General features: G+C 70.9%; 20 protein-coding genes. 9 read left to right on the top strand and 11 right to left on the bottom strand.

All coding sequences use genetic code 11. From position 1 onward, the window contains the following. Nucleotides 1-67: 67 nt before the first annotated feature. The 5 genes from ACW4TU_RS43185 to ACW4TU_RS43165 all read right to left on the bottom strand — a co-directional run bounded on the left by ACW4TU_RS43185 (nucleotide 68) and on the right by ACW4TU_RS43165 (nucleotide 8,025). The gene (locus ACW4TU_RS43185) at nucleotides 68-2,275 is read right to left on the bottom strand and encodes a S9 family peptidase (RefSeq protein WP_457422712.1); all 2,208 of its coding nucleotides are present in this window, start codon (nucleotides 2,273-2,275) and stop codon (nucleotides 68-70) included. Continuing rightward, nucleotides 2,272-4,056 (bottom strand): N-acetylglutaminylglutamine amidotransferase, encoded by a 1,785-nt coding sequence (locus ACW4TU_RS43180; protein WP_457422710.1) that lies wholly within the window; start codon nucleotides 4,054-4,056, stop codon nucleotides 2,272-2,274. Before ACW4TU_RS43180 ends, ACW4TU_RS43185 begins: the two co-directional genes overlap by 4 nt. 181 nt (nucleotides 4,057-4,237) lie before the next feature. Continuing rightward, nucleotides 4,238-5,425 carry a carboxylate-amine ligase gene (locus ACW4TU_RS43175; RefSeq protein ID WP_457430595.1) on the bottom strand — a complete coding sequence of 396 codons (1,188 nt, stop codon included), beginning with the start codon at nucleotides 5,423-5,425 and terminating at the stop codon, nucleotides 4,238-4,240. A 295-nt stretch (nucleotides 5,426-5,720) separates the two neighbouring features. Beyond that, nucleotides 5,721-6,200, bottom strand: a complete 480-nt coding sequence (locus ACW4TU_RS43170; RefSeq protein WP_457422708.1) for a DUF4383 domain-containing protein — start codon at nucleotides 6,198-6,200, stop codon at nucleotides 5,721-5,723. Between the two features lie 166 nt (nucleotides 6,201-6,366). Next, a complete protein-coding gene (locus tag ACW4TU_RS43165) occupies nucleotides 6,367-8,025 on the bottom strand; it encodes a catalase (protein ID WP_457422706.1) in 1,659 nt (552 codons plus the stop codon). Nucleotides 8,026-8,316: 291 nt separating this feature from the next. Here ACW4TU_RS43165 and ACW4TU_RS43160 point away from each other — a divergent pair, with 291 nt between their 5' ends. Genes ACW4TU_RS43160 through ACW4TU_RS43150 form a run of 3 tightly spaced genes read left to right on the top strand, consistent with a single transcriptional unit; the run spans nucleotide 8,317 to nucleotide 10,104 of the window. Further along, entirely contained in the window at nucleotides 8,317-9,045 is a 729-nt protein-coding gene (locus ACW4TU_RS43160) for a hypothetical protein (RefSeq protein WP_457422704.1), read from the top strand. A 1-nt stretch (nucleotide 9,046) separates the two neighbouring features. Then, nucleotides 9,047-9,460 carry a phage holin family protein gene (locus ACW4TU_RS43155; protein ID WP_457422702.1) on the top strand — a complete coding sequence of 138 codons (414 nt, stop codon included), beginning with the start codon at nucleotides 9,047-9,049 and terminating at the stop codon, nucleotides 9,458-9,460. Beyond that, nucleotides 9,436-10,104 carry a DUF3618 domain-containing protein gene (locus tag ACW4TU_RS43150; RefSeq protein WP_457422700.1) on the top strand — a complete coding sequence of 223 codons (669 nt, stop codon included), beginning with the start codon at nucleotides 9,436-9,438 and terminating at the stop codon, nucleotides 10,102-10,104. The genes ACW4TU_RS43155 and ACW4TU_RS43150 overlap by 25 nt, the downstream gene beginning before the upstream one ends. 125 nt (nucleotides 10,105-10,229) lie before the next feature. Here ACW4TU_RS43150 and ACW4TU_RS43145 read toward each other — a convergent pair whose 3' ends face one another. Further along, entirely contained in the window at nucleotides 10,230-11,375 is a 1,146-nt protein-coding gene (locus ACW4TU_RS43145; RefSeq protein WP_457430594.1) for an RNA polymerase sigma factor, read from the bottom strand. A gap of 8 nt (nucleotides 11,376-11,383) precedes the next feature. Then, nucleotides 11,384-11,791, bottom strand: coding sequence for a YciI family protein (locus tag ACW4TU_RS43140; protein ID WP_457422698.1), 408 nt, complete (start codon nucleotides 11,789-11,791; stop codon nucleotides 11,384-11,386). 554 nt (nucleotides 11,792-12,345) lie between these two features. Between ACW4TU_RS43140 and ACW4TU_RS43135 the strand changes: the two genes are divergently transcribed. Beyond that, nucleotides 12,346-12,609 carry a hypothetical protein gene (locus ACW4TU_RS43135; protein WP_457422696.1) on the top strand — a complete coding sequence of 88 codons (264 nt, stop codon included), beginning with the start codon at nucleotides 12,346-12,348 and terminating at the stop codon, nucleotides 12,607-12,609. Between the two features lie 103 nt (nucleotides 12,610-12,712). Here the strand turns inward: ACW4TU_RS43135 and ACW4TU_RS43130 are convergent, their stop codons facing one another. Further along, the gene (locus ACW4TU_RS43130; RefSeq protein ID WP_457422694.1) at nucleotides 12,713-13,732 is read right to left on the bottom strand and encodes a LacI family DNA-binding transcriptional regulator; all 1,020 of its coding nucleotides are present in this window, start codon (nucleotides 13,730-13,732) and stop codon (nucleotides 12,713-12,715) included. A 202-nt stretch (nucleotides 13,733-13,934) separates the two neighbouring features. Between ACW4TU_RS43130 and ACW4TU_RS43125 the strand changes: the two genes are divergently transcribed. The 3 genes from ACW4TU_RS43125 to ACW4TU_RS43115 all read left to right on the top strand — a co-directional run bounded on the left by ACW4TU_RS43125 (nucleotide 13,935) and on the right by ACW4TU_RS43115 (nucleotide 18,070). After that, entirely contained in the window at nucleotides 13,935-16,622 is a 2,688-nt protein-coding gene (locus tag ACW4TU_RS43125; RefSeq protein WP_457422692.1) for a cellulosome protein, read from the top strand. A gap of 187 nt (nucleotides 16,623-16,809) precedes the next feature. Continuing rightward, nucleotides 16,810-17,466, top strand: a complete 657-nt coding sequence (locus tag ACW4TU_RS43120; protein ID WP_457422690.1) for an ATP-dependent Clp protease proteolytic subunit — start codon at nucleotides 16,810-16,812, stop codon at nucleotides 17,464-17,466. Between the two features lies 1 nt (nucleotide 17,467). Next, nucleotides 17,468-18,070 carry a ClpP family protease gene (locus tag ACW4TU_RS43115; protein WP_457422688.1) on the top strand — a complete coding sequence of 201 codons (603 nt, stop codon included), beginning with the start codon at nucleotides 17,468-17,470 and terminating at the stop codon, nucleotides 18,068-18,070. A 19-nt stretch (nucleotides 18,071-18,089) separates the two neighbouring features. Here the strand turns inward: ACW4TU_RS43115 and ACW4TU_RS43110 are convergent, their stop codons facing one another. Further along, nucleotides 18,090-18,497 carry a helix-turn-helix domain-containing protein gene (locus ACW4TU_RS43110; RefSeq protein ID WP_457422686.1) on the bottom strand — a complete coding sequence of 136 codons (408 nt, stop codon included), beginning with the start codon at nucleotides 18,495-18,497 and terminating at the stop codon, nucleotides 18,090-18,092. A 96-nt stretch (nucleotides 18,498-18,593) separates the two neighbouring features. Between ACW4TU_RS43110 and ACW4TU_RS43105 the strand changes: the two genes are divergently transcribed. Both ACW4TU_RS43105 and ACW4TU_RS43100 read left to right on the top strand, forming a co-directional pair. Beyond that, the gene (locus ACW4TU_RS43105; RefSeq protein ID WP_457422685.1) at nucleotides 18,594-19,370 is read left to right on the top strand and encodes a class I SAM-dependent methyltransferase; all 777 of its coding nucleotides are present in this window, start codon (nucleotides 18,594-18,596) and stop codon (nucleotides 19,368-19,370) included. 327 nt (nucleotides 19,371-19,697) lie between these two features. After that, nucleotides 19,698-20,582, top strand: coding sequence for an RNA polymerase sigma factor SigF (locus ACW4TU_RS43100; RefSeq protein WP_457422683.1), 885 nt, complete (start codon nucleotides 19,698-19,700; stop codon nucleotides 20,580-20,582). An 82-nt stretch (nucleotides 20,583-20,664) separates the two neighbouring features. Here ACW4TU_RS43100 and ACW4TU_RS43095 read toward each other — a convergent pair whose 3' ends face one another. Continuing rightward, the gene (locus ACW4TU_RS43095) at nucleotides 20,665-21,126 is read right to left on the bottom strand and encodes an ATP-binding protein (RefSeq protein ID WP_457422681.1); all 462 of its coding nucleotides are present in this window, start codon (nucleotides 21,124-21,126) and stop codon (nucleotides 20,665-20,667) included. Between the two features lie 105 nt (nucleotides 21,127-21,231). Further along, nucleotides 21,232-22,518, bottom strand: coding sequence for a DUF6777 domain-containing protein (locus ACW4TU_RS43090; protein WP_457422679.1), 1,287 nt, complete (start codon nucleotides 22,516-22,518; stop codon nucleotides 21,232-21,234). Nucleotides 22,519-22,652 lie beyond the last annotated feature (134 nt).

Below are 22,652 nucleotides of genomic sequence, written 5' to 3'. Positions count from 1 at the left end.
CGGGCACCGGCATCAGCGCCGCCACCCACCCGTACACCGGGGTGCCGCCGCGTTCGGCCCGCGAGGGTCAGCCGCCGAGGTGCCGTTCCAGCCAGTCGGCGGCGGCCCGGCGGAACAGTCGCCGGCTGTCCGCGCGCAGGAAGTCGTGACCCTCGTCGCGCAGGGTCAGGAGTTCGGCGGGGACGCCGCGCTCCCGCGCGGCCCGTACGAACTGCTCGGACTCCCCCGGCGGCACGTTGGTGTCGTGTTCGCCGTGGACGGCGAGCAGCGGGACCCGCAGCGCGTCGACGCGGCTCATCGGGGAGAGGGCGTGCAGCAGCGCGCGGTCGTGCTCCGGATGTCCGTACTTGTGTACCGCGGAGTCCGCGATCCATGGCTCCGTACCGGCGAAGAAGGTCAGGAGGTCGGACATGCCGCAGACGGCGACCCCGGTGCGGAAGAGGTCCGGATGCCGCACGAGGGAGGCGAACGTCAGATAGCCGCCGTACGAGCGCCCCATGACGGCGAGCCGGGTCGGGTCGGCGGGGCCCGCCGTCACCGCGTGGGCGGTGCAGTCCGCGACGTCGTCCAGGGCGGCGAAGCGGCCGGTGCCCAGGTCGGCGTCGACGAAGGACCTGCCGTGTCCCGAGGAGCCGCGCACGTCGGGGGCGAAGACGTCCAGCCCGCGGCCGAGCAGCTCGTGGTACAGCGGGTTGAACACGGGGCGTTCCTGCTCCTCCGGGCCGCCGTGCAGATGGATCACGCAGGGGGCCGGCTCGCCCGGGGCACGTCCCGGCGCCCTGTAGTACCAGCCGCTCAGGGGCAGCCCGTCCCGTGCCGCGAGGCGCAGGGGGACGGGGCGCACGGGTGGGCGGCCCGGCGGAACGGCGTCCTCGTCGCGGGAGGACCACGGGGTGCGCAGCAGGGACACGCCCTCATGCGCCCACCACACCCCCGGGCGGCGTTGCGAGCCGGACAGCGCGAGCAGCATGCGGCCCGGGCCGGCGGCCACCACCCGGGTGACGACCTCGTGCGGCAGGGAGACGGGCCTCGGCGGTCCCGCGCTGTCCGGGAGGTGGCGCGCCGGGGAGGTCTCGACGAGTTCGAGTTCCCCGGCGCCCTGCGCGTTCCACACCAGCACGGCTGTGCGGCCGTCGTGGGCCATGGCCAGCAGTTCCAGTTCCTGGTCCTCGCGCTGGACCACGACCGCCCTCTCGCGCGGCTCGCCGTCGGCGTCGAGGGCGACCGCGAACAGCGCGGCGTGCTCCCGGTCGGCGTCGCTGCGCAGCCAGAGCGTCAGCCCGTCCGGGGAGAACCGGCCGATCCACGGATCCCCGTCGGCGACCGGCACCGTGCACGTCGTCACCGAGTCGGCCGTGCGCCGTACGACCGCCTCGCGCCGTCCGCGCGGCCCCCGGCGCAGCAAGGCGAGCTTTCCGTCTCGGCTGAGGTCGCACACGCGCAGGGTGGCGGCGTGCGTCTCCGTGGCGAGAAGCACCGGTGACGCCAGACCGTCGGGGTCGATCAGGTACGCCGACAGCCCGCCGCCGGGCCGGACAGCCGGCGCCTCCGGTGCCCTGAGGTCGACCGGCGCCGGTGCCGTCCGCTGCCCGGAGTCGTACCGGGCCCCGCCCAGCAGTGTCGCGCGGCCGTCCCGGTCGGCCCAGTCGGGTGGGAGCGGGGCACCGACGGGATCGAGGTCCGTCGAGGCGTGTCCCAAGCCCTGCAGGTGTGTGTGGGCGGTCGCGGTGACGGCGACGGCCGAGCCGTCGTGCGTCCAGCACCCCAGATAGGCGGAGCCACCGGGGCCGGCTCCGGCCAGGATGCGGCGGCCGGTGCCGTCGGGCCGTACGCACAGCACACGTGTGTGCTCGCCGCCCCCGGGTGCTGTGGTGTACGCGATCCAGCGGCCGTCCGGTGCCCAGGACACCTCCTTGACGGGATCGGGGGAGGAGTCGAGCAGCCGCACCTCGGAGCCGTCCACCGGCCCGGCCCACAGCTGCGGGACTCCGCCCCGGTCGCAGATGAAGGCCGCCTGGGTGCCGTCGGCGGTGGTGGAGGGATACCAGCAGCCGTGCGCGTGCAGCCTGGTGACGGCGTCCCGCGGGCCGCCCGCCCCGGGCAACGGCACCGGAACGGGGGCGGCGGCGCAGTCGGGCTCGTGCGCGTCCGCCGGCCGGGCGTCCGACAACAGGGGAGCCAGTGCCGCGAGGCCGGGTGCCCCGGGGTGGGCCGCGACTGACGGCCGGGCGGTCGCCGCTGCCTCCGGCGCCCGCGTACCCGGCTCGTGGGTCACGTGATTCCGTGCGTCTGCAGCCATGTCTCCAGCAGCGCCACCTGCCACAGGGCGTTGGCTCCACGCCTGGTCCGGTGCTCGTCGGGCGCGGCCAGGAGTTCCGCCACGTACGACTCCTGGAACACGCCGCGCTTCTTCGCCTCGGGCGCGTCGAGCGCCTCACGTACCCGGTCGAGGACGGGGCCCGCCATGTGCTTGATGGCCGGGACGGGGAAGTAGCCCTTGGGCCGGTCGACGATCTCGCGGGGCAGGAGCTTCCGGCCGGCCTCCTTCAGTACGCCCTTGCCGCCGTCGGCCAGTTTGAGCTCCGGCGGGCAGGCCGCGGCCAGTTCCACCAGTTCGTGGTCGAGGAACGGCACCCTGGCCTCCAGACCCCAGGCCATGGTCATGTTGTCGACGCGCTTGACGGGGTCGTCGACGAGCATGACGTGGGTGTCCAGCCGGAGCGCCGCGTCCAGGGCCGTCTCCGCCCCGGGCACGGCCATGTGGTCCTTGACGAAGCGGCCCGAGACGTCGTCGTCGGGCAGCATGTGGGGCTGCAGGATGCGGGTGAGGTCGGCGTGCGGGCGGTCGAAGTACGTCTCGGCGTACCGCTCCGGCTCCTCCTCACGGGTGACCTCGGCCAGCTCCGGGTACCAGTGGTAGCCGGCGAACACCTCGTCCGCGCCCTGGCCGCTCTGCACGACCTTCACCTCCTTCGCGACCTGCTCGGACAGCAGGTAGAAGGCGACGGCGTCATGGCTGGTCATCGGTTCGCTCATCGCCGCGACGGCCCCGTCCAGGGCCCCCGACACCCGGCCGGAGGGGATCATCAGCCGGTGGTGGTCGGTGCGGAACTCCCGGGCGACCCGGTCCGAGTACCCGAACTCGTCCCCCTCCTCGCCCCCTTCCGCCTCGAACCCGACGCTGAACGTCCGCAGGTCGCGCTGGCCCTCGTCGGCCAGCAGCGCGACGACCAGGCTGGAGTCCAGTCCGCCGGAGAGGAGGACACCCACCGGCACGTCGGCCACCATCCGACGGCGTACGCCGGTACGCAGCGCTTCCAGCACCGCGTCGCGCCATTCGGCCGGGGCCATGTCTGCGTACTCGGGCCGCCGGGTGTAGGACGGCTGCCAGTAGCGGTGGTCGCGCTGGCTGCCGTCCGGTTCGACGACGCGCACGGTGGCCGGCGGGAGTTTGCGGACGCCGCTCAGGACGGTGCGCGGCGCCGCCACCGTGGCGTGCCAGCTCAGGTACTGGTGGACGGCCACCGGATCGAGGGAGGTGTCGACGTCCCCGGCGGCGAGAAGGGCCGGCAGCGTGGAGGCGAACCGCAGCCGGCCCGGCGTCCGCGCCAGATACAGGGGCTTGATCCCGAGCCGGTCGCGGCCCAGCACCACCCGGCCGGTGCGGTGTTCGACGAGGGCGAAGGCGAACATGCCGTAGAAGTGCTCGACGCAGGCGGTTCCCCACTGCTGGTAGCCCTTCAGTACCACCTCGGTGTCGGACGTCGAATCGAAGCGGTGGCCCAGCCCCTGGAGCTCCTCGCGCAGCTCCCGGTAGTTGTACACGCAGCCGTTGAAGACGCCGGTGATCTCGCCCCGGACATCGGTCATCGGCTGCGCTCCGAGTTCCGACAGATCGATGATCTTCAGGCGGCGATGCCCCAGGGCGACCGCGTCCCGCGTCCACGTTCCCCGTCCGTCGGGGCCACGGGCGGCAAGCCGGTCGCTCATGCGCTCGACAGCGGCGAGGTCGGGGCGTCGGCCGTCGAAACGGATCTCCCCACTCAGGCCGCACATGGCCTACCTCCTTCTTCCTTCCGCACGCCGTCGACGGCTGGGACGCGTCTTCGTGGCACGATCCGGGCGGTGTCGCTGGACATGACGAAGCATCTCCTGAGCAGGTGGGTGAGGGACGGGACGCGGCACGGCCGCAGCAGCACCCCCGGGCCGGGCCGGCCTCATGACGTTCGCCGCCATGTCAGCGGCCGATGGCCTCCGCCGCACCGGAGCCGAACGGCGGACCTGTCGCGTCCACGCCGGAGTACGGCAGGTCGACCCGGCCGAGCGAGGTCGATCTGTGGTTTCGGCGTTCGCCGCGGGTCTCCGCGATCAAGAGGTCGACGCAGGCCAGCAGATCCTCTTCCCGCGCCGTACGGCGGATGCGCTCGGCGGCACTGCCCTCGGCGAGTGCCTCGTCCGTCAGCGCCCTGACGGTGCTCCAGTCGCCGTGGGACTCGAGTGCGGGGCGCAGCCGGGCGAGCAGCTTGCGGACGACCTGCGGCGCCGACGCGTCCTTGTGCGTACCGGGGTCCACGAGGGTGCCCTCCAGACCGGATCGGGCGGCCCGCCAGGACGCGCCGCGCAGCCACTCGTGTCGGCCCTGGCAGGGCGGCGCGTCGTCCTGCCCCAGCCGCTCGAGGGCCTCGGTCACCAGTGCGCGGAACAGTCCGGCGATGAGGACGACGGTCTCCGCGCGCGGGCAGGCGTCGCAGATCCGCAGTTCCAGGGTCGACAGATGGTCGGAGGGGCGTATGTCGTAGTAGATCATCCCGGCGTCGCTGATGATCCCGGCCCGGACCAGGTCGCGTACCGAGGCGTCGTACTCGGCCGCGCTGGGGAAGCAGCCGATCGGGCCGGCGGTGGGCCAGCGCTGCCAGAGCATCGTGCGCCAGCTGGCGTAGCCGGTGTCGGAGCCCTGCCAGAACGGTGAGCTGGCGGACAGCGCCAGGAGTACGGGCAGCCAGGGCGACACCTCGCACATCACCCGGACCGCCGTGTCGCGGTCGGGGATGTCCACGTGGACCTGGGCGCCGCAGATGAGCTGCTCGTCCGCGACCTGGCGGTACTCCTCGACCATGTGGTGATAGCGGGCGTCGGCGGTGGGCTGCCCGGAGGAGGTGGGGGCGAGGGGTGCGGTGCCGGCGGCCACCGCGGCGAGACCCAGCGAGGCGGCGGCCGTGTCGAGCCGCCGCCTCGTTGCGGCCAGGTCGGTGTACAGGTCGTGCAGCGATGCGTGCACTCCGCTGTTCGACTCCACGGCGGACTGGTGCAGTTCACTGGTGAAGGTCCGCTGGGGAAGCCGTCGCAGGACCTGATCGGCACGTGGCACGAGCAGGCCGCTCTCCACCTCAAGAATGTGGAACTCTTCTTCCACTCCGATGCGCATGCTCACGGTCACTCCTTGAGGACGCGACGGCTGTTACCAGCACCGGGTTCCCCGGACGCCGACGTATAAGCTCAAATTTGGACCTTTGGCCTGCCATCCTCGCAGATGAGCGCACAACCGCATCTCGTACAGAGCGGGCGGGGCGTACGGGGCGAGCAGGGTCTCGGCTCAGCCGTTCGGGCGGATGACCGCGCGGACGCAGCCGTCCGCCTTCCTCCGGGCGCCGCGCTGACGCGCGTCTCGATCCGGTCTCCGTACTCCCGCAGCGGTGACGGCGGTTTTGTCGGCCCGTACGTCACTCGACAGGCGGTTGATCGTCACGGTTTCCGTCGGTTGTGGTGCGGGGGCGGATGAACAGCGCGCCCAGCGTGATCATGCCGATACCGAGGCCGAAGTGCAGCCTGTTGTCGGCCGTGTTCAGCGGCACGAAGTTGGCCGCGCTGTCATGGCCGACGAACAGGCCGTACAGCCAGAGCACCAGATAGATGGCACCGCCGGCCAGCAGGAACGTGCGCGCGCCGGAAGCGGTGCGGGCCATGGCCACTCCCGCCACGCCGAAGGCCAGGTGGACGAGGTTGTGCAGGACGGAGACCTGGAAGATCCCGAGCAGATGGGCGCCGGAGTCGTGCGAGGCGAACTCCATCGTGTCGTAGTCCGTGGTGATCCCTGGGACGAACCCCAGGATCCCCACCAGCAGGAAGACCACGCCCACCAGCAACGAGGCCTGTTGTACGGGAGAACGAGAAGTGGTTGCAGTACGCGCATGCGTGGTCATGAGAGACCGGACCTTCCCTCGGGACGCCCGGGTGGACGCCGTTGCGCGGCGAGTACCCCGGTACCGGCACGCAATCCTGGCGCTGTCGGACAACTCCGGGCAGGTTCCCGGACGTTGTCCGACACTGTCTGCGCCGGCGCCGCCGGCGTCACCGGTCCACCCGGACCTACCGGGTCACGACGTGCCGCTCGTCGGGTACGCAGTGCGTCATGGTGAGTCCCTGGACGTCACGCGGCGGATTCTCGCCCAGGTTGGCGAGCCGCTTGCGGTCCTCGTCGGTCAGGTCCTGACGCGCCAGCGGCTCCAGGCCCGCCACGTCCTTCGCGCTGATGCCCAGACCCTCGCCGATCCGGCTGCCGAGGTCGTTCTCGGCGAGCAGGAAGTGCCACACCATACGTTCCTGTACCGACCGGTCGCACTGCGTGAGCGCGGTGGTGAGGTTCCTGACCAGGTCGTCGCGCTCCCACTGTTCCATCAGCAGATAGCGCTGGCCGGCCTGCACGTAGTCGTTGGTGCGGGGGATGCGCTTGCGCGTCAGCCTGCCGTGGATCTCGGGGCCCTGCTCGTCATGCGAGGGGTACTGCGCCTCGCGCAGCCCGCCGGTGATCGACGGCTCGTAGTTGACAGTCGGGTTCTCGCCTCCGCCGTCCTGGTGGTAGGCCATCTGCCCGTCGCGCTGGTTGGTGTGCACCTCGGCGTTCTTGGCCTGGTTGACGGGCAGCTGGAGGTAGTTGGGGCCGACCCGGTAGCGCTGGGTGTCGCTGTAGGAGAAGGTGCGGCCGACCAGCATCTTGTCGTCGGAGAAGTCCAGGCCGTCGACGAGCACACCGGTTCCGAAGGAGATCTGCTCGTTCTCCGCGAAGAAGTTCTCAGGCATGCGGTCGAGCACCATCCGGCCGACCGGCCGGGGCGGGAAGTCCTGCTCCGGCCACGTCTTGGTGTCGTCCAGCGGATCGAAGTCCAGCTCCGGGTGGTCGTGGTCGTCCATCATCTGTACGACGAGTTCCCACTCCGGGAAGTCGCCCCGGGCCACGGCCTCGTAGAGGTCCTTGGTCGCATGGCCGAGCGTCTCGGCCTGGACGTTCGCGGCGTCCTCCTCGGTCATGCTGCGCACGCCCTGCTTGGGCATCCAGTGGTACTTCACCAGTACGGTGCGGCCCTCGTCGTTGACCCACTTGTAGGTGTTGACGCCGAAGCCCTGCATGTGGCGGTAGTCCGCCGGGATGCCGCGCGGGCTGAACAGGTTGACCAGCATGTGCATCGCCTCGGGCGTCTGCGACATGAAGTCGAAGATGCGCCGCGGCTGCTGCTCGAAGGTCACCGGATCGGGCTTGAGGGCGTGGATGACGTCCGGGAACTTGATCGCGTCCCGGATGAAGAAGACACCCAGGTTGTTCCCGACCAGGTCCCAGTTGCCGTCCTCGGTGTAGAACTTCACCGCGAATCCCCGGGGGTCACGTGCGGACTCGGAGGAGTCGCGGCCCCCGATCACGGTGGAGAAGCGGACAGCCAGGTCGGTGCGCCTGCCGCGCTCCTGGAAGAGCTTGGCGCGGGTGTAACGGCTGATCGGCTCGTCGCCCCAGCTGCCGTAGGCCTCGAAATAGCCGTACGCCAGGACACCGCGCGCGTGCACGACACGCTCCGGGATGCGCTCCCGGTCGAAGTGGCTGATCTTCTCCAGGAACTGGTAGTTCTCCAGGGTGGCGGGGCCCCGGGCGCCGACCGTGCGCTGGTTCTGGTTGTCGTGGACCGGGTGGCCCTGCCGGTTGGTGAGCACCTTCCGGTCGTCACCGGGAGCTGGGCCGGTGCTGGATACGTCCGTCATGATCATGGGCTCCTTCTGGCTCGTCCCCGCGTTCGCCGGTAGGGGGTGGGGCTCCGGGTACCCGAGACCTCCGCGGAGTCACCTCGATCGGTGATCTCGTGCGGAACGGCCAGAAGTGACGGCCGCAGACGTGACTCAAAGTAATGACCCGATTGAGGTGTCAGTGCCGGACGAACAGTTACCCGGTGTTGGAGCGAATGCATGACCGAGAGGCCCGGGACACCATCGCGGTTCGCCGCGGAGCGGTCCGGCGGACTCATTCGACAACGATCTAGTCCGGTGAGGGTGACAATGACTGAGTACGAGGAAGACCGGGCCGGGAGGCTCAGGCAGACCGGCGAGACGGCCAAGGCCGAGGCCACGACCACGGCCGACCAGGCCAGGCAGGCTGCCGGCCAGGTCACGGGAACCGTCGCGGAGCAGACCAGGGCCGTGGCCGGGGAGGCGCGGCAGCAAGCCGGCGTGGCCGTCGAAGAACTGCGCAGCCGCGCTGTGAACGAGGTCGAGGAACAGGCCCGACGCGCGACGGGAATGCTGCGTCAGTGGTCCGACGACATAGGCGGCCTGGCTGACAACGCGCCGGGCGATTCACCCGCCCGCAGCCTCGCCTCCCAGATGTCCGACAGCGGACACCGGGCCGCCGACTACCTCGAGAAGCAGGGAGTCGACGGCGCACTGTCCGATCTCCGCCGCTTCGCCCGCCGGCGTCCCGGCGCGTTCCTCGGAGGCGCCCTGGTGGCCGGTGTGGTGGTCGGACGACTGGCCAAGGCAGCGGGAAAGGCCGGGCACTCGTCGCAGTCGAGGTCGGGTCAGCACGGCTACAGCGACACCTCACAGCTGGGCGCGGACCACGAGCCGGTTCCGTCGCCGCTGCCGTCCGGTTCCGTGCGGGAGGCCCCTGCGGTGCCGCCCGTACCGTCGGCCGCTCCGAGGTCGGAGCCCTTCGGGGCACCGCAGACCCCGGTGGCGCCCGTGGACCCGCCGGCCGAGACGCCGTACCGGCCCTACCCGGAGGTGTGAGGTGTCCTCGTTTCCCCCGAGCCCGGCACAGCACGGGCAGGACCAGTCGGTGGGCGAGCTGCTGTCAGTGGTGACGTCCGACATCCAGACCCTGTTCCGCCAGGAGATCGAGCTGGCCAGGGCCGAGGTGCGGCTGGAGGCGACCAAGGCGGGCAAGGCCGCCGGTTTGTACGGCGGCGCGGGGCTCGCCGGCTGGATGGTGCTGCTGTTCCTGTCCCTGGCGGCCGTTCTCGGTCTGGCCAACGTCATGGACGGCGGCTGGGCCTCCCTGATCGTCACCGCGGTGTGGGGCGTCGTCGCAGCCGTCCTCTACCAGCGGGGCCGCAAGCAGATGCGCACTGTCTCGCCCAGGCCCGAGCAGACCGTCGAATCGATGAAGGAGAATGCGGAATGGGCACGTCACCCGACCAAATAAGGGCCGAGATCGACGCCACCCGGGGCCGGCTGTCGGCGGACGTGGACCAGCTGACCGACCGGACCAGTCCTCGTCGTATGGTGCAGCGCCGTACCGAGCGGGCCAAGGGCGCGGTCACGGGCCTGCGTGAGCGGGTCATGGGATCCGGTTCGCAGGCCGCTCACGGCGTCGGCGACAGGGCCCAGTCCGCGGCGGGCTCGCTGCGGGAGGGCGCCGCGCACACGACCGACACCGTGCGCGAGACAGCGGGGCAGGCAGGCGACGCCGTCATGCGGGCGCCCGAGCAGGCCGTGCGCCAGACCCAGGGAAACCCGCTGACCGCGGGTCTGATCGCCTTCGGCGTCGGCGTCCTCGCCTCCTCGATGCTGCCTGCCTCGCAGGCGGAGGAAGAGGTGGCCTCCGGCCTCATGGAACACGGTGGTGAGGCGCTGGAGCCGGTCAAGAAGGCAGCCATGGAGTCCGCCGAGCACCTCAAGGAGGACGCCAGGGAGGTCTCGCAGAAGGCCACGGAGGAGGTCAAGGACACGGCCGCCGAGGCTGCCCGCACCACCCAGGAGGAGATACGCGACCAGGGTGCGCGTACGGCCGAACAGGCACGTGAGTCCGGCCGGCACATCACCCACGAGGGCCGCCGGCAGCCTTGAGCGGGTCGGCCCTCCGGCCACCGGGATCCGATGTGTACGGCCTCCGGCCCGCCGCCTCTACGGGCGTCGGGCCGGGGGCCGTACTGACGACCGCGAAGGACGGGCTTGCGCGGGGCGCAGTCCCGTCAGCGGCTCCGGCGGGCGTTGAGCCGGGCGGCCTGGCGTGTCAGGTGGTCGCGTTCGGCGAGGTCGGGTGCTTTCCGGGCCGCCTCGGCGTAGAGCCGTGCCGCTGTCGCCAGGTCGCCGTCGCGCTCGTGGAGGTGCGCCGCCACCGCGGTGTGGCGGGGCAGTGACCCGTCCAGCGCCGCCAGTGCCGCCAGCCCGGCGCGCGGCCCGTCGGCCTCGCCGACTGCCACCGCGCGGTTGAGGCGGACGACGGGACTGTCGGTCAGACGCGCGAGTTCGTCGTACCACTCGACGATCTGCACCCAGTCGGTCTCCTCGGCGGTGAGGGCGTCGGCGTGCAGGGCGGCGATGGCCGCCTGGGCCTGGAACTCGCCCAGCCGGTCGCGGGCGAGGGCCCCCTGCAGGATCTTGACGCCCTCGGCGATCGCCCCGGTGTCCCATCGGCCGCGGTCCTGCTCGGCGAGCGGCACCAGGCTCCCGTCGGGCGCGGTACGGGCGGCGCGCCGGGCGTGGTGGAGGAGCATGAGGGCGAGCAGCCCCGCCACCTCGGGGTGGTCGACCTGGGCCGCGAGCTGCCTGGTGAGCCGGATGGCCTCGGCCGCGAGGTCGACGTCGCCGGAGTAGCCCTCGTTGAAGACCAGGTAGAGGACGCGCAGGACGGTGGCGACGTCGCCGGGCTGGTCGAACCGTATGCCGGAGACGGTGCGTTTGGCCCGGCTGATGCGCTGGGCCATGGTCGCCTCGGGCACCAGATAGGCCTGGGCGATCTGGCGGGTGGTCAGCCCGCCGACGGCACGCAGCGTGAGCGCGACCGCGGACGAGGGTGTCAGTGACGGCTGGGCGCACAGGAAGTACAGCTGGAGGGTGTCGTCCGTCGCGGGCATGGGCCCGGGTGCCGGCTCCTCGTCGACGCGGTTCTCACGCCGGCGGCGCGCGGTGTCGGCGCGGGTGGAGTCGAGGAACCGGCGCCACGCCACGGTGACCAGCCAGCCCTTCGCGTCCCGCGGCGGGTCGGCCGGCCAGACGCGGACCGCCTCGACCAGTGCGTCCTGGACGGCGTCCTCGGCCGCCGCGAAGTCGGCTCCGCGGCGGACAAGGACGGCGAGCACGCTCGGAGTGAGGCTCCGGAGCAGTGCCTCGTTCATCTCAGGGGTCACTCCGTGATGGTGGGCGGCGCGGCCATGAACGGGCGCAGCTCCAGCCACTCGTGGATCGGCTTGCCGCCCGCCCCCGGGGCGGCCGAGAGCTCTCCGGCCAGCTCGACGGCGCGCTCGTAGCTGTCGACGTCGATCACCATCCAGCCGGCGATGAGATCCTTGGTCTCGGCGAACGGGCCGTCGGTGATCGGCGGGCGGCCCTCGCCGTCGTACCGGACGTAGGTTCCCTCGGGGGCGAGCCCCTGGGCGTCGACGAACTCGCCGGTCTTCTCCAGCCGGGCGGCGAAGTCGGTCATGTACTGCATGTGGTCCGAGATCTCCTGCGGCGTCCACTGGTCCATGGGGATGCAGTTCACCGGAGCCGGGGCGCCGCGGTAGTGCTTGAGCAGCAGGTACTTGGCCATCGTGGTTCTCCTCGGTGCTGGTGCGACCCATTGTGGCCGCCTTCACAGCCAGGACGGAGCCAGGCACGGGTTCTCGACATCGTCGCCCGGATTGCCTTGATCTTCTCCGTACGACGATGTCGAGGTCCCGGAGTCACGCCGTCCCCGGCGTGGAGGTAGGCGCCAGGGCGGGCGGGGTATGCGCGGCTCGGAGACGATGGCCCGGAGGGTGAACCGGTCGGCGGCGCCGGGCGGTTGGAGGACCAGGGCGGGTAGGGTCGGCGCCACGGCGGCGAGCAACTGCTGTAGGTCGAGGCCCGAGTGTCCGCGCCGATCGACCGCTGAACCTTGTCGAAGTCCGACTGGCCGAGGAACGCGAGCGTGGTCCGTCCGTAGAACCCCTTGCCGCTCACCACCTTGCCCACGATCTCGGCGGCCCGCTCCACGCGGCCCTTGCGGCGCCCGAAGACTCCCACGGCGATCTCCCCTTCTGACGATTCCGACGATGCCGGTCGCACTGTCGGGCTGCCTGACGACGTGGACGCCAGGCAGCCCGGGGCGCCTCGACGGCCACGGTGCCCGCGCCGCTGGACCGCACGCTCTTCGAGCGGCTGTTCACCGTGCTGCGTCCGTCGGCCCACCGGGAGGAGTTGGCGACGGTGGCGGAACACGTCGCACGGGAGACCGGCCCCAGTTGTGCCCCGCTCGGCCTGCACGACGAGAGCCTGCGCGTCGCCGTGGTCCTCGGCGGGCGGCTCGCGGCCGGACTCGATCCGCTGGGCACCGGGGAAGGCCCGCCGGGGCGGACGGCCGCGCACCGGGCGGTCAACGGCCGCTGACTCGGCCGCCGGCGGGCCGACGGCCGGACCGAGCACTCGCCCCCGCTGTGGGCGGCCCTCATCTCCGTCACCGTCCGCCGCGAAGGCGGGGAGGGGCGAGCTGTCAGCCGTTGGCCGCGGGCGCGGGCCCGGTGCTGGCGCGCAGGGAGATGGGCGGTGCGAGGAGGTGGTGCCGTGGCGCCGCGTCGGGGTGGTCGAGGCGCTCGACGAGCAGTTCGACGGCGAGCCGGCCGAGCTGCTCGGCCGGTACGTCCGCCGCGGTGAGCTGCGGGGTCACGGTCTCCGCCCACCGGCCGGCGACGACGCCGGTGAGGGAGAAGTCGCGCGGTACGTGCCGGCCTGCCACGGCCAGGCCCCGGTAGAGGCCGCCGAGCGCGGCCTCGTTCAGGGTGACCAGCGCCGTGGTGTCCGGGTCCTCGTGGAGGATCCGCTCCAGGCACTCCTGCCCGGAGGGGGCGTCGTCGCCGCAGCAGTACGTCCGTACCGTGAGTCCGCGCTCGGCGGCGGCCTTGGTGAAGCCGTCGAGGCCGCGGTGCGCCGACTCGTAGCCGGCCCGCAGCAGGTGTTCGGGCCGGTTCACGAAGGCGATCCGGCGGTGTCCCAGGTCGGCGAGGTGATTGACGCAGGCCGCCGCGAGCGCGAGGTGGTCGAGACCGACCCACCAGTCCCGGTCGGAGCGGGCCGTGCGGCCGATGCATACGGCGGGGAAGTTCTCCTCGCCCAGGTGGTCGACCCGGTCGTCCTGGAGCCTGATCTCCATGAGGATCGCGCCGTCGACCCGCCGTTCGGCCAGCAGCCGCTGGAACGAGCGGTCGCTGTCCACACCGCTCGGGGAGAGCAGCACGTCGTAGTCGTACGCCGCCGCGGCCTCCACCACGCTGCCGATGAAGTCGAGTTGCATGCCGGTGTAGTGGTTTCCGGCCGGCGGGAAGACCAGACCGATGGTGCTGGTCCGGCCGTTGGCCAGGGCGCGTGCGCTGGCGTTGGGCCGATAGCCCAGCTCGTCGATCACCTGCTGGATCCTGCGCCGGGTCTCCTCCGACACGGAGCGTTTGCCGCTCAGCGCGTAGGACACGGTGCTCCGCGAGACACCGGCCCGCTTGGCGATCTCACCGATGTTCACGCCACTCCTTCGTCGAACCGGTTCGCGTGAAGGCAAGTTAAGAGCGGCGACAGCCGATGTCAATGACCGACGCGGATCTGCAAGTACCCGTCACCTTATCCGCGTTGCAGGTATTGCTCACCGCTTTTCGGCGGTGCTAACTTCCGGCACGCATTCTTCGAACCGGTTCGACAGCCATGACGGATCACCTCACGGAGCCTCAGTGCGACGCACCCGCAGCAGAACCACAGCCGGCGCCACCGCCGTCACCGCCCTCGCCGCCCTGCTCGCCGTACCCGCCACCGGCGGCACGGCCCGCGCGGCGGAACCCGAACAGCTCACCATCGATCTCGCCACCGACACCGGCGCCTTCCACGGCGGCGCCTCCGGCTCGCTCTACGGCGTCTACGGCGACGGCGTGCCCAGCCGCAACGTCCTTGAGGGCATGCACGTCCGGACGGTGTCGACGAAGGCCCAGGACGGGCCCCAGCACCCGGGCGCGGACGCCCTGGAGATGCTGCCGCCGTTCGTCGACTCGGGCGGCAAGGACGTCTACGTCTACATGACCGACATCTACCGCGGCTTCCCCTACCAGTGGCCGGGGGCGGACGGTCCGGCGCGGCTGGCCGACTTCAAGGAGAAGATCAGGAAGCAGGTCCGACAGGTCCTGACCCTGGACAGCACGTACAAGGACCATGTCGTCTACGTCCCCTTCAACGAGCCCGAAGGGAACATGTTCGGCACCGGCGACTGGAGCTACAACAAGGTCTCGTGGCTGAACGACCCGCAGTACTACTTCGCGGCCTGGAAAGAGGTCTACCACCTCATCAGGGATCTCGACCCGGACGCCCGCATCGCAGGCCCCAACACCAGCGTCCTCTACGACCAGGTCAAGGGCTTCCTGCGGTACGCCAAGGCCAATGACGTCGTGCCGGACGTGATGACCTGGCACGAGCTGTCCTCGCCCGCCGCGGTCCGTACCAACGTGGCGAAGTACCGGCAGATGGAGAAGGACGTCGGCGTCGGCCCGCTGCCGGTCAACGTGAACGAGTACGGCCACAACTACCACCTCTCCGTGCCCGGTCAGATCGTCCAGTGGGTCTCCGCGATCGAGGATTCGAAGATCGACGCGGACCTCGCGTACTGGAACATCGACGGCAACCTCAACGACTCGGCCGTGGAGGCCAACAGGGGCAACGGCCAGTGGTGGCTGTTCAACGCCTACGGGCAGTTGTCCGGCCACACGGTCGAGGTGACCGCCCCGCATCCCAACCAGCAGTACACCCTCCAGGGCGTCGCCACCCTCGACGAGGACAAGAAGCAGTCGCGGGCGATCTTCGGTGGCAGGAGCGGGGACGCCGACGTCGTCTTCCGGAACATCGATCCCGCGCTGTTCGGCAGGACCGTGCACGCCACGGTGCAGGAGATCCCCTGGACCGGCCAGGTCGGCGACTCGGCCCAGCCCCTGCGACTGGCCGACGGAGAGCTGGCGGTCGGCGCGGACGGCACCGTCACCCTGCCCATGACCGGCATGAACGAGATGTCGGCCTACCAGGTCATCCTCTCCCCCGGCGGCCACGGCGCAGTACCGGCCGGGCCCTCGGTGAGCTGGCGCAGGACGTACGAGGCGGAGAACGCCACCTACACCGGTGGCGGTTACTCGAAGAACGGCCCCGAGGGCACGCCGTCGAACGTCGGCGGATTCGCCACCTCCGGGACCTACAACGTCGGCGGACTGCGCACCGGTTCCGACGGGGTCCTCGGCTTCGACGTGGACGTCCCGCGGGACGGCACGTACGACCTGGGCGTGTTCGCCAACTCCTACAACCTGTACGACCTGGTGAAGGAGCAGGGGCCCACCAACGTCTTCCTGCGTGTCGACGGCGCCGATCCGCAGGAGCTGCGGCTGCCGCTCGGTTACAAGTGGGTGGTCTGGGGCCACACGGACACCACGGTGAGGCTCAGCGCCGGAAAGCACCGCATCACCCTCGCCGCCAAGGACCCGGACCTGGGTGTCACCAAGGGCGACGCCATCATCGACAAGGTCGACCTGGCACTGCGGGACGCGCACGTGACCGCACCGGCGGTCTACGAGGCCGAGTACGCCACCCTCTCCGGAACGCGGCCCACCTACACCCGCCCCGGCGCCTCCGGTCCCGGCGCGGTGCCGCTGGCCAAGGGCGACTCCGCGACCTTCTGGGTGCACTCCCCCACCGACGGCGAATCGACCCTGTACATCGACCACCTGGGCGGCGGCAGAGCGAGCCTCTCCCTCAACGGCGAGAAACTCGACGTGCCCAAGTCCGGGGGTGACAAGAAGGGCACCGACCGGGTGCGGGTGTTCCTGTCCGGCGGCATCAACAAGATCACCGTCACCGGCGCCTCAGGCGCCCTGCTCCTCGACCGGCTGCGGGTCACCCCGTCCAGCGGCACATTGACAACCGCGGTCTACCAGGCGGAGGACGGCCGGCTGAGCGGCGCCGCACTGGTCACCGACGCCTACACCTTCGCCTCGGGCGGCAAGGCGGTCACCGGCATCGGCGACGGCAGGGCCAACGCCCTCACCCTCGACGTCGTCGCCGGCAAGGCGGGACGACACGCCGTGACCATCCGCTACTCCAACGCCGAACAGCCGCCCGCCACGCACTACAACCCCGACCCGATCGCCCGCCACGCCGACCTCTCCGTCAACGGCGGACCGGCCCACCGGGTGCTGTTCCCGACGACCTTCCACTTCAACAACTTCTGGGAGCTGACCGTCCCCCTCACGCTGAAGAAGGGCAGCAACCGGCTCACCTTCACCGCCGAGGAGCTGCCCGACTTCAACGGCGACACCTACAACCAGTACGACCAGCGATCCCCGTACGCGCCGGTCATCGACCGCGTCGCCGTCACCCCCCTCGCGAAGTAACAACCCGCATGACGGCCCGGGCCTTCCTCGGCCCGGGCCCTCTGCCGTCAGCGAATCTGCTGCGGGCCGAGAAACCCCTCGTTGGCGTCGAGTCGGACCGAGAGTGGGAAGCGCGGAGCCATCCGCCGCACGACATCCACCACCCACGATCGACGACACACGTTCGACGACTCGACGAGGAGCCCCGATGTCCCTGCTCACCGCCGCCGGTCCCTGGCCGGCGCCGCTGCCCCGGGCCGAGGAGGGCGACACCCCGCCCTCCCGGTTCGACGACCATCTCGCCGCCCAACTGCTCGCCCAGCGCATCGTGTTCCTCGGTACGCAGGTCGACGAGGTCTCGGCGAACCGGATCTGCGTCCAGCTGCTCCTGCTGTCGGCGGAGGACCCCCGCACCGACATCAGCCTGTACATCAACAGCCCCGGCGGTTCGGTGACGGCGGGCCTCGCCATCTACGACACCATGCAGCTGATCCCGAACGACGTGTCCACGCTCACCATGGGATTCGCGGCCAGCATGGGCCAGTTCCTGCTCAGCGTGGGCGCGCCCGGCAAGCGGTACGCGCTGCCGAACGCGCGGATCATGATGCACCAGCCCTCGGCCGGTATCGGCGGCACCACCTCCGACATCGAGATCCAGGCGGAGAACCTGGAGTTCACGAAGCGGACCGTCGAGCGGATCACCGCCCAGCACACCGGTCAGAGCGAGGAGACCATCTCGCGGGACGGCGACCGGGACCGCTGGTTCACGGCCGAACAGGCCAAGGAGTACGGCATGGTGGACCAGGTGGTCGGCTCGCTGGCCGACGTACGCCCCGCCGCCTCACGACGACGGATGGGGCTCTGACATGGGGACGTACACGATTCCGAACGTCGTCGAGCGCACCCCGCAGGGCGAGCGGTCGTACGACGTGTTCAGCCGGCTGCTGTCCGAGCGGATCATCTTCCTCGGCACCGAGATCGACGACGGCGTGGCCAACGTCGTGATCGCGCAACTCCTGCATCTGGAGTCGTCGTCACCGGAGCAGGAGATCGCGATCTACATCAACTCGCCCGGCGGCTCGTTCACTTCACTCATGGCGATCTACGACACCATGACCTACGTACAGGCGCCGATCTCGACGTTCTGCGTCGGCCAGGCGGCCTCGACGGCGGCGGTACTGCTCGCCGGGGGTGATCCCGGGCGCCGGTTCGTCCTCGAACACGCGCGGGTGCTGCTCGGGCAGCCGGCCAGCAGTGGTCACCGGGGCATGGTCTCGGACCTGGCCGTGCAGGCCAGGGAGATGGTCCGTATCCGCGCGCAGGTCGAGGAGGTGCTCTCCCGGCACACGCACCACGACGTGACGACACTGCGCGCGGACATGGACCGCGACAAGGTGTTCACCGCGGCGGAGGCGGTGGCGTACGGCCTGGCCGACGAGGTGGTGAGCCGACGCCTCGTCGGCGCCTGACGCGCCCGGGTCCGGCCTCCTAGGCGACCAGGCAGAGCCCGTTGTACGGCGTGGAGGTCGTCGTACGCGCTCGGTTACGGCTTCGGGTGTGCCGTGTCAGCTCGCTCTGGGCCAGGGACAGCAGGTCTCCCAGGCCCAGGCCGAGAGCTTGGGCGGCTGCCGCGAGGACCTCCGAGGAGGCTTCCTTGCGGCCCCGCTCCAGCTCGGACAGGTACGGCATGGAGATCCTGGCCGCGTCGGCGACATCCTTGAGCGTCCGTTCCTGGGCGAGCCGTTCGCGGCGCAGGACGTCGCCGACCAGATCGCGGAGGAGCGGTTCCCTGGGTGCGGGCCGCGCCGGGGTCACCGGGGCGGCGGGAGCCGGTGCCGGCATGGTCTTCGGACGCAGCGGGATCACGCGGGCCTGGTTCGGCGCTTGGTTGCTCACCCCCTCAGCCTAAAAGCCGTCGCTTCCCAGGGAAGGGGTCGGCATTCTGCCCTGGGTGGAATCACCACGGCGGAGCGGACAGGTCGAGGGGCGAACATGCTGCGTGACACATTCGACGAGGCGGCGGAACTGTACGACCGGGCCCGCCCCCGCTATCCCCGGACCCTGGTGGACGACCTGGCCCGCGCGGCCGGCCTCGGCCCGGGCAGCCGCGTCCTGGAGATCGCCCCGGGTACGGGCCAGCTCACCGTCCCGCTGGCCGCAACGGGATGCCGGCTCACGGCCGTCGAGCTGGGCCCGTCCCTCGCGGCCGTGACCCGGCACAACCTGCGGGCGTTCCCGCTGGCGGAGGTGACGGTCGCCGACTTCGAGCACTGGCCGCTGCCGCCCGAACCGTTCGACCTGGTCGCCTGCGCGACCGCGTTCCACTGGCTCGACCCGGCGGTACGCCTGCCCAGGACGGCTCAGGCACTCCGGCCGGGCGGGCTGCTCGCGATCATCGCCACGCACCATGTCAAGGGCGGCACCGTCGACTTCTTCGAGCGGGTGCAGCGGTGCTACGAGCAGTGGGACCCGGCCACGCCGCCCGACCTCCAGCAGGTCGACGAGGCCGACACGGCGACAGACACCGGGGAGTGGGAACGGTCCGAGCACTTCGACCGGGTCACCGTCCGGCGCCATGCCCAGGACATCGCGTACTCCGTCGACGAGTACGTCGACGTCCTGCTCACCTACTCCAACCACCGCGCGCTGGACGCGCCCTCGCGCCACGGCCTGCTCACCGGCATCCGGGACCTGATCGAGACGCGGTACGGCGGCCGGATCACCAAGCGCTACCTGCATGAGCTGGTCATGGCGACACGGGTCTCCTGAGCCAACCGCGAAGCGCCCCTCACCCCTCACCCCTCACCCCTCACCCCTCACCCCTCACCCCTCACCCGGGTCCCTACGCTGATCATCAGAGCTGCGTACACCGCGATCGGCCCATAATGTCTACGCCGACGCCACGACCGGCCCCGCGATCCCTTACTGCCAGGTCAGCCCCGCGGTTCTGCGGGCTTTCCGCACCTCACGTCCACCGGTTTCTTGCAGAGAGCAATATTTGTTGCATGCTCTGAGCCCGACTGGGTACGCGCAGTCAGGAACCGTTCCATCGTCCGCAGCTCGCAGCTCAATTTTTTCGTGGGAGAGGTACAGGTAATGGACACCGCCATGATCCGGTCGAAGGCAGAGGTCGTCGTGGACACCGCCGGAGCCAGGACGGGTGACGCCCTGCCCGGAATCCTGGAACCGCGAAAGGTGGCTCCTCGTGACGCGCGGGAGCTGTCCCGTCAGTTCTTCAGGCGTATGAACGAACTCGAAGAGGGCACGCACGAGCACCAGTACGCGCGCAACACCCTTATCGAGATGAACATGTCGCTCGTGCGATTCGCCGCGGGGCGTTTCCGGGGCCGCGGCGACGACATGGAGGACATCGTCCAGGTCGGGATGATCGGCCTGATCAAGGCCATCGACCGGTTCGAGCTGTCCCGCGAGGTGGAGTTCACGTCGTTCGCGGTGCCGTACATCGTCGGTGAGATCAAGCGGTTCTTCCGCGACACCACCTGGGCGGTGCACGTCCCGCGCCGCCTTCAGGAGCTGCGCGTCGAGCTGGCCAAGGCCCGCGAGGAACTGTCGAGCAGGCTGGACCGCGATCCGACGGTCGCCGAACTCGCCACGCTGATGAACCTGTCCGAGGCAGAGGTGGTCGAGGGCCAGATCGCCTCCAACGGCTACAACTCCGCCTCCCTCGACGCCGCGTTGACCGGTGACGGTGCCGACGACGGCGAGGCGGTGCTGGCCGACTTCATCGGGGTCGAGGAGCACGGGATGCGGCTGGTCGAGGACTTCCAGTCGCTTGCCCCGCTGCTCACCGAACTCAGTGACCGGGACCGGCAGATCATCCATCTGCGGTTCGTCGAGGAGGCCACCCAGGCGGAGATCGGCGAGCTGCTCGGCTGCTCGCAGATGCATGTCTCCCGGCTGATCAAGCGCATCATCGCGCAACTGCGCGAGGGCATGCTCGGCGAACTGGACTACGCCTGACAAACGGGTTGGCCTGACCGCCCGGACCGACCGGTGAGCCGAGACCAGTAGATCCGGTCTCGGCTCACCGGTCGGTCCGGGCTCATTGGCCGGTCCGGCTGAGCGGCAGCACGGCCCGCACGTACTTGCCGACCGGCACCTGCCGGGCGGTCACCTCGGATGCGAGTGCGTGGACGATCTCGAGGCCGTGCCGGCCGATCCGTTCCGGGTCCCGGGCATAGCGCAGGGGCAGCGCGGGACTGCTGTCGTACACGGACACCATCACCGAGGTGTCCGTGCCCTCCAGCTCCAGGACGTACGGGCCGTGACTGTGCCGGTCCGCGTTGGTGACCAACTCGCTGACCACCAGCACCAGTTCACCGTCGATACGCTCGTCCGTCGGGGCACACAGCTCCTTCCTCAGCTGTTCGAGGAAGTTCTCGGCGAAGGCGCGTGCCGCCGCGATGCAGCCCGGCTCGCCGGTGAACTGCGTCGCACGGCGCAACGGTTCGACGGGGACGCCGAAACCAGTCGGTATCACTGCTCCGCCCAGATGTTCGATCATGTGGTGCTCTCTCGGTGGCCGATCCGGCCTGATCCGGTCGCATCAATGCTCGTACCCCGAGTCACGCTCCGCAGTCCCCCCGTCCCCGGGGGCCTCCCCCGGACCTCAGGTGGACGGCGAGCTGACCGCCGGCTGGGGCGTCGTGTCGGAGAGGCCGTCGTCGGGCGGCGACTGAGGCGACGCGGGCGCCGAGGACGGTGGCAGGACGGCCGGGGGCGCGGAGGAAGGCGCGCTCGATGTCGGCGGGCAGGGCGTGGCCGACGGGCTCGCGGGGCCCGGTGTGGGAGGTGACGCGGGCGGGGCCGGTGGACCGGTCGAGGTGCCGGGTGAGGACACGCAGGGCAGCGGTGACTGCGGCGGCAGCAGGCCGGGCGACGCGGAGGTCGGATCCGAGGACGCCGCCGAGGGCGCCGACGAGCTCACCGAGGGGGTCGGCCGGTCGACCGGCGGATCGGTTTTCTGGTCGTGCCGACCCGTGTCGCCCTGGTGGCGGTGGAACCAGTCGCCGCGCTCGGGGTCGTAGACGACGAAGATGTTGATGACCGTGGTGGCGGGCGCCACGACGACCACGTTCGAGGGGCGGTACGAGGGCCACGCGTCGCCCTTCGGGTGCGGGGTGCTCCGCTGTCGTACCGGGTCGGTGAGCGGGTTGCCGCAGGCGCAGCGCACGCGCGGCCGGCCGCGGTCGTCGACGAGGACGGCCGTGCCGGTCTGGAGGACGGCCTGGTAGCTGGTGGCGGCGGCGTCGCGGTAGCCGTGGTTGGTGACGCGGGTGTCCATGCGCAGTTGTACGGGAGTGAGTGAGCGCAGGTAGGCGGGGACTCCGGCGGGCTGGAGGCCGAGGACCGAGGCGAACGCGCCGTTCTTCGCGGGGGCCGTCCCGAGCACCCGGATCTGCTTCTCCACGTCGCAGCTGGCGACCTTGCGGGTGCCGCCGTACAGACCGGGTGCGCCGCCGTCCACGCCCCGTACGGCGTTGGAGGTGGCTGTCGCCGAGAGCGTGGCGGTGGGGGTCGTGGCCGGCGGGGCGGAGCTGTCCCTGGCCGTGGACTCGGTGAAGGGGTCGGGGCCCGACTTGTCGGCGGCCTGAAGGAAGACCTCGCCGCTCGCCTGGTCGGTGGTGCCCTCGGACCGGGTGAGGACGACGATCAGGGCGACGGCGGCCACGACCGAGGTGACGAGCAACGCGATGCGGGGTACCGACCTCCACCAGGGCCGGTCGCGCCCGGGACCCGGCCCGGTTCCGGGCCCGCCGCCCGCGCCTCCGTCACCGCCGCCTCCGCCGTCGGCGGGCGGCTGGGACGGTGGTCCCGGGGGTGGCTGGGAGGGGCCCGACAAGGGACCGGAGGGCGGTCCTGTGGGGCGGCCGGAGGACGGCTGTTCGACGCTCACGGGCTCTTCTTCCGACGTGGGCTCCTGCGGCACTCACACCGTTTTACGCCGCTTTCTTCCACAACATTCCCATTGTGCGCCCTGGTCCCGGGTCACCCGCAAGCGGACGCCTTCGCTCCTCCCGACAGGCGCAC

This window comes from Streptomyces kryoterrae, from assembly GCF_054072135.1.
The sequence above is the reverse complement of the archived record's forward strand: the minus strand, read 5'-3'. Positions and strand labels throughout refer to the sequence as shown.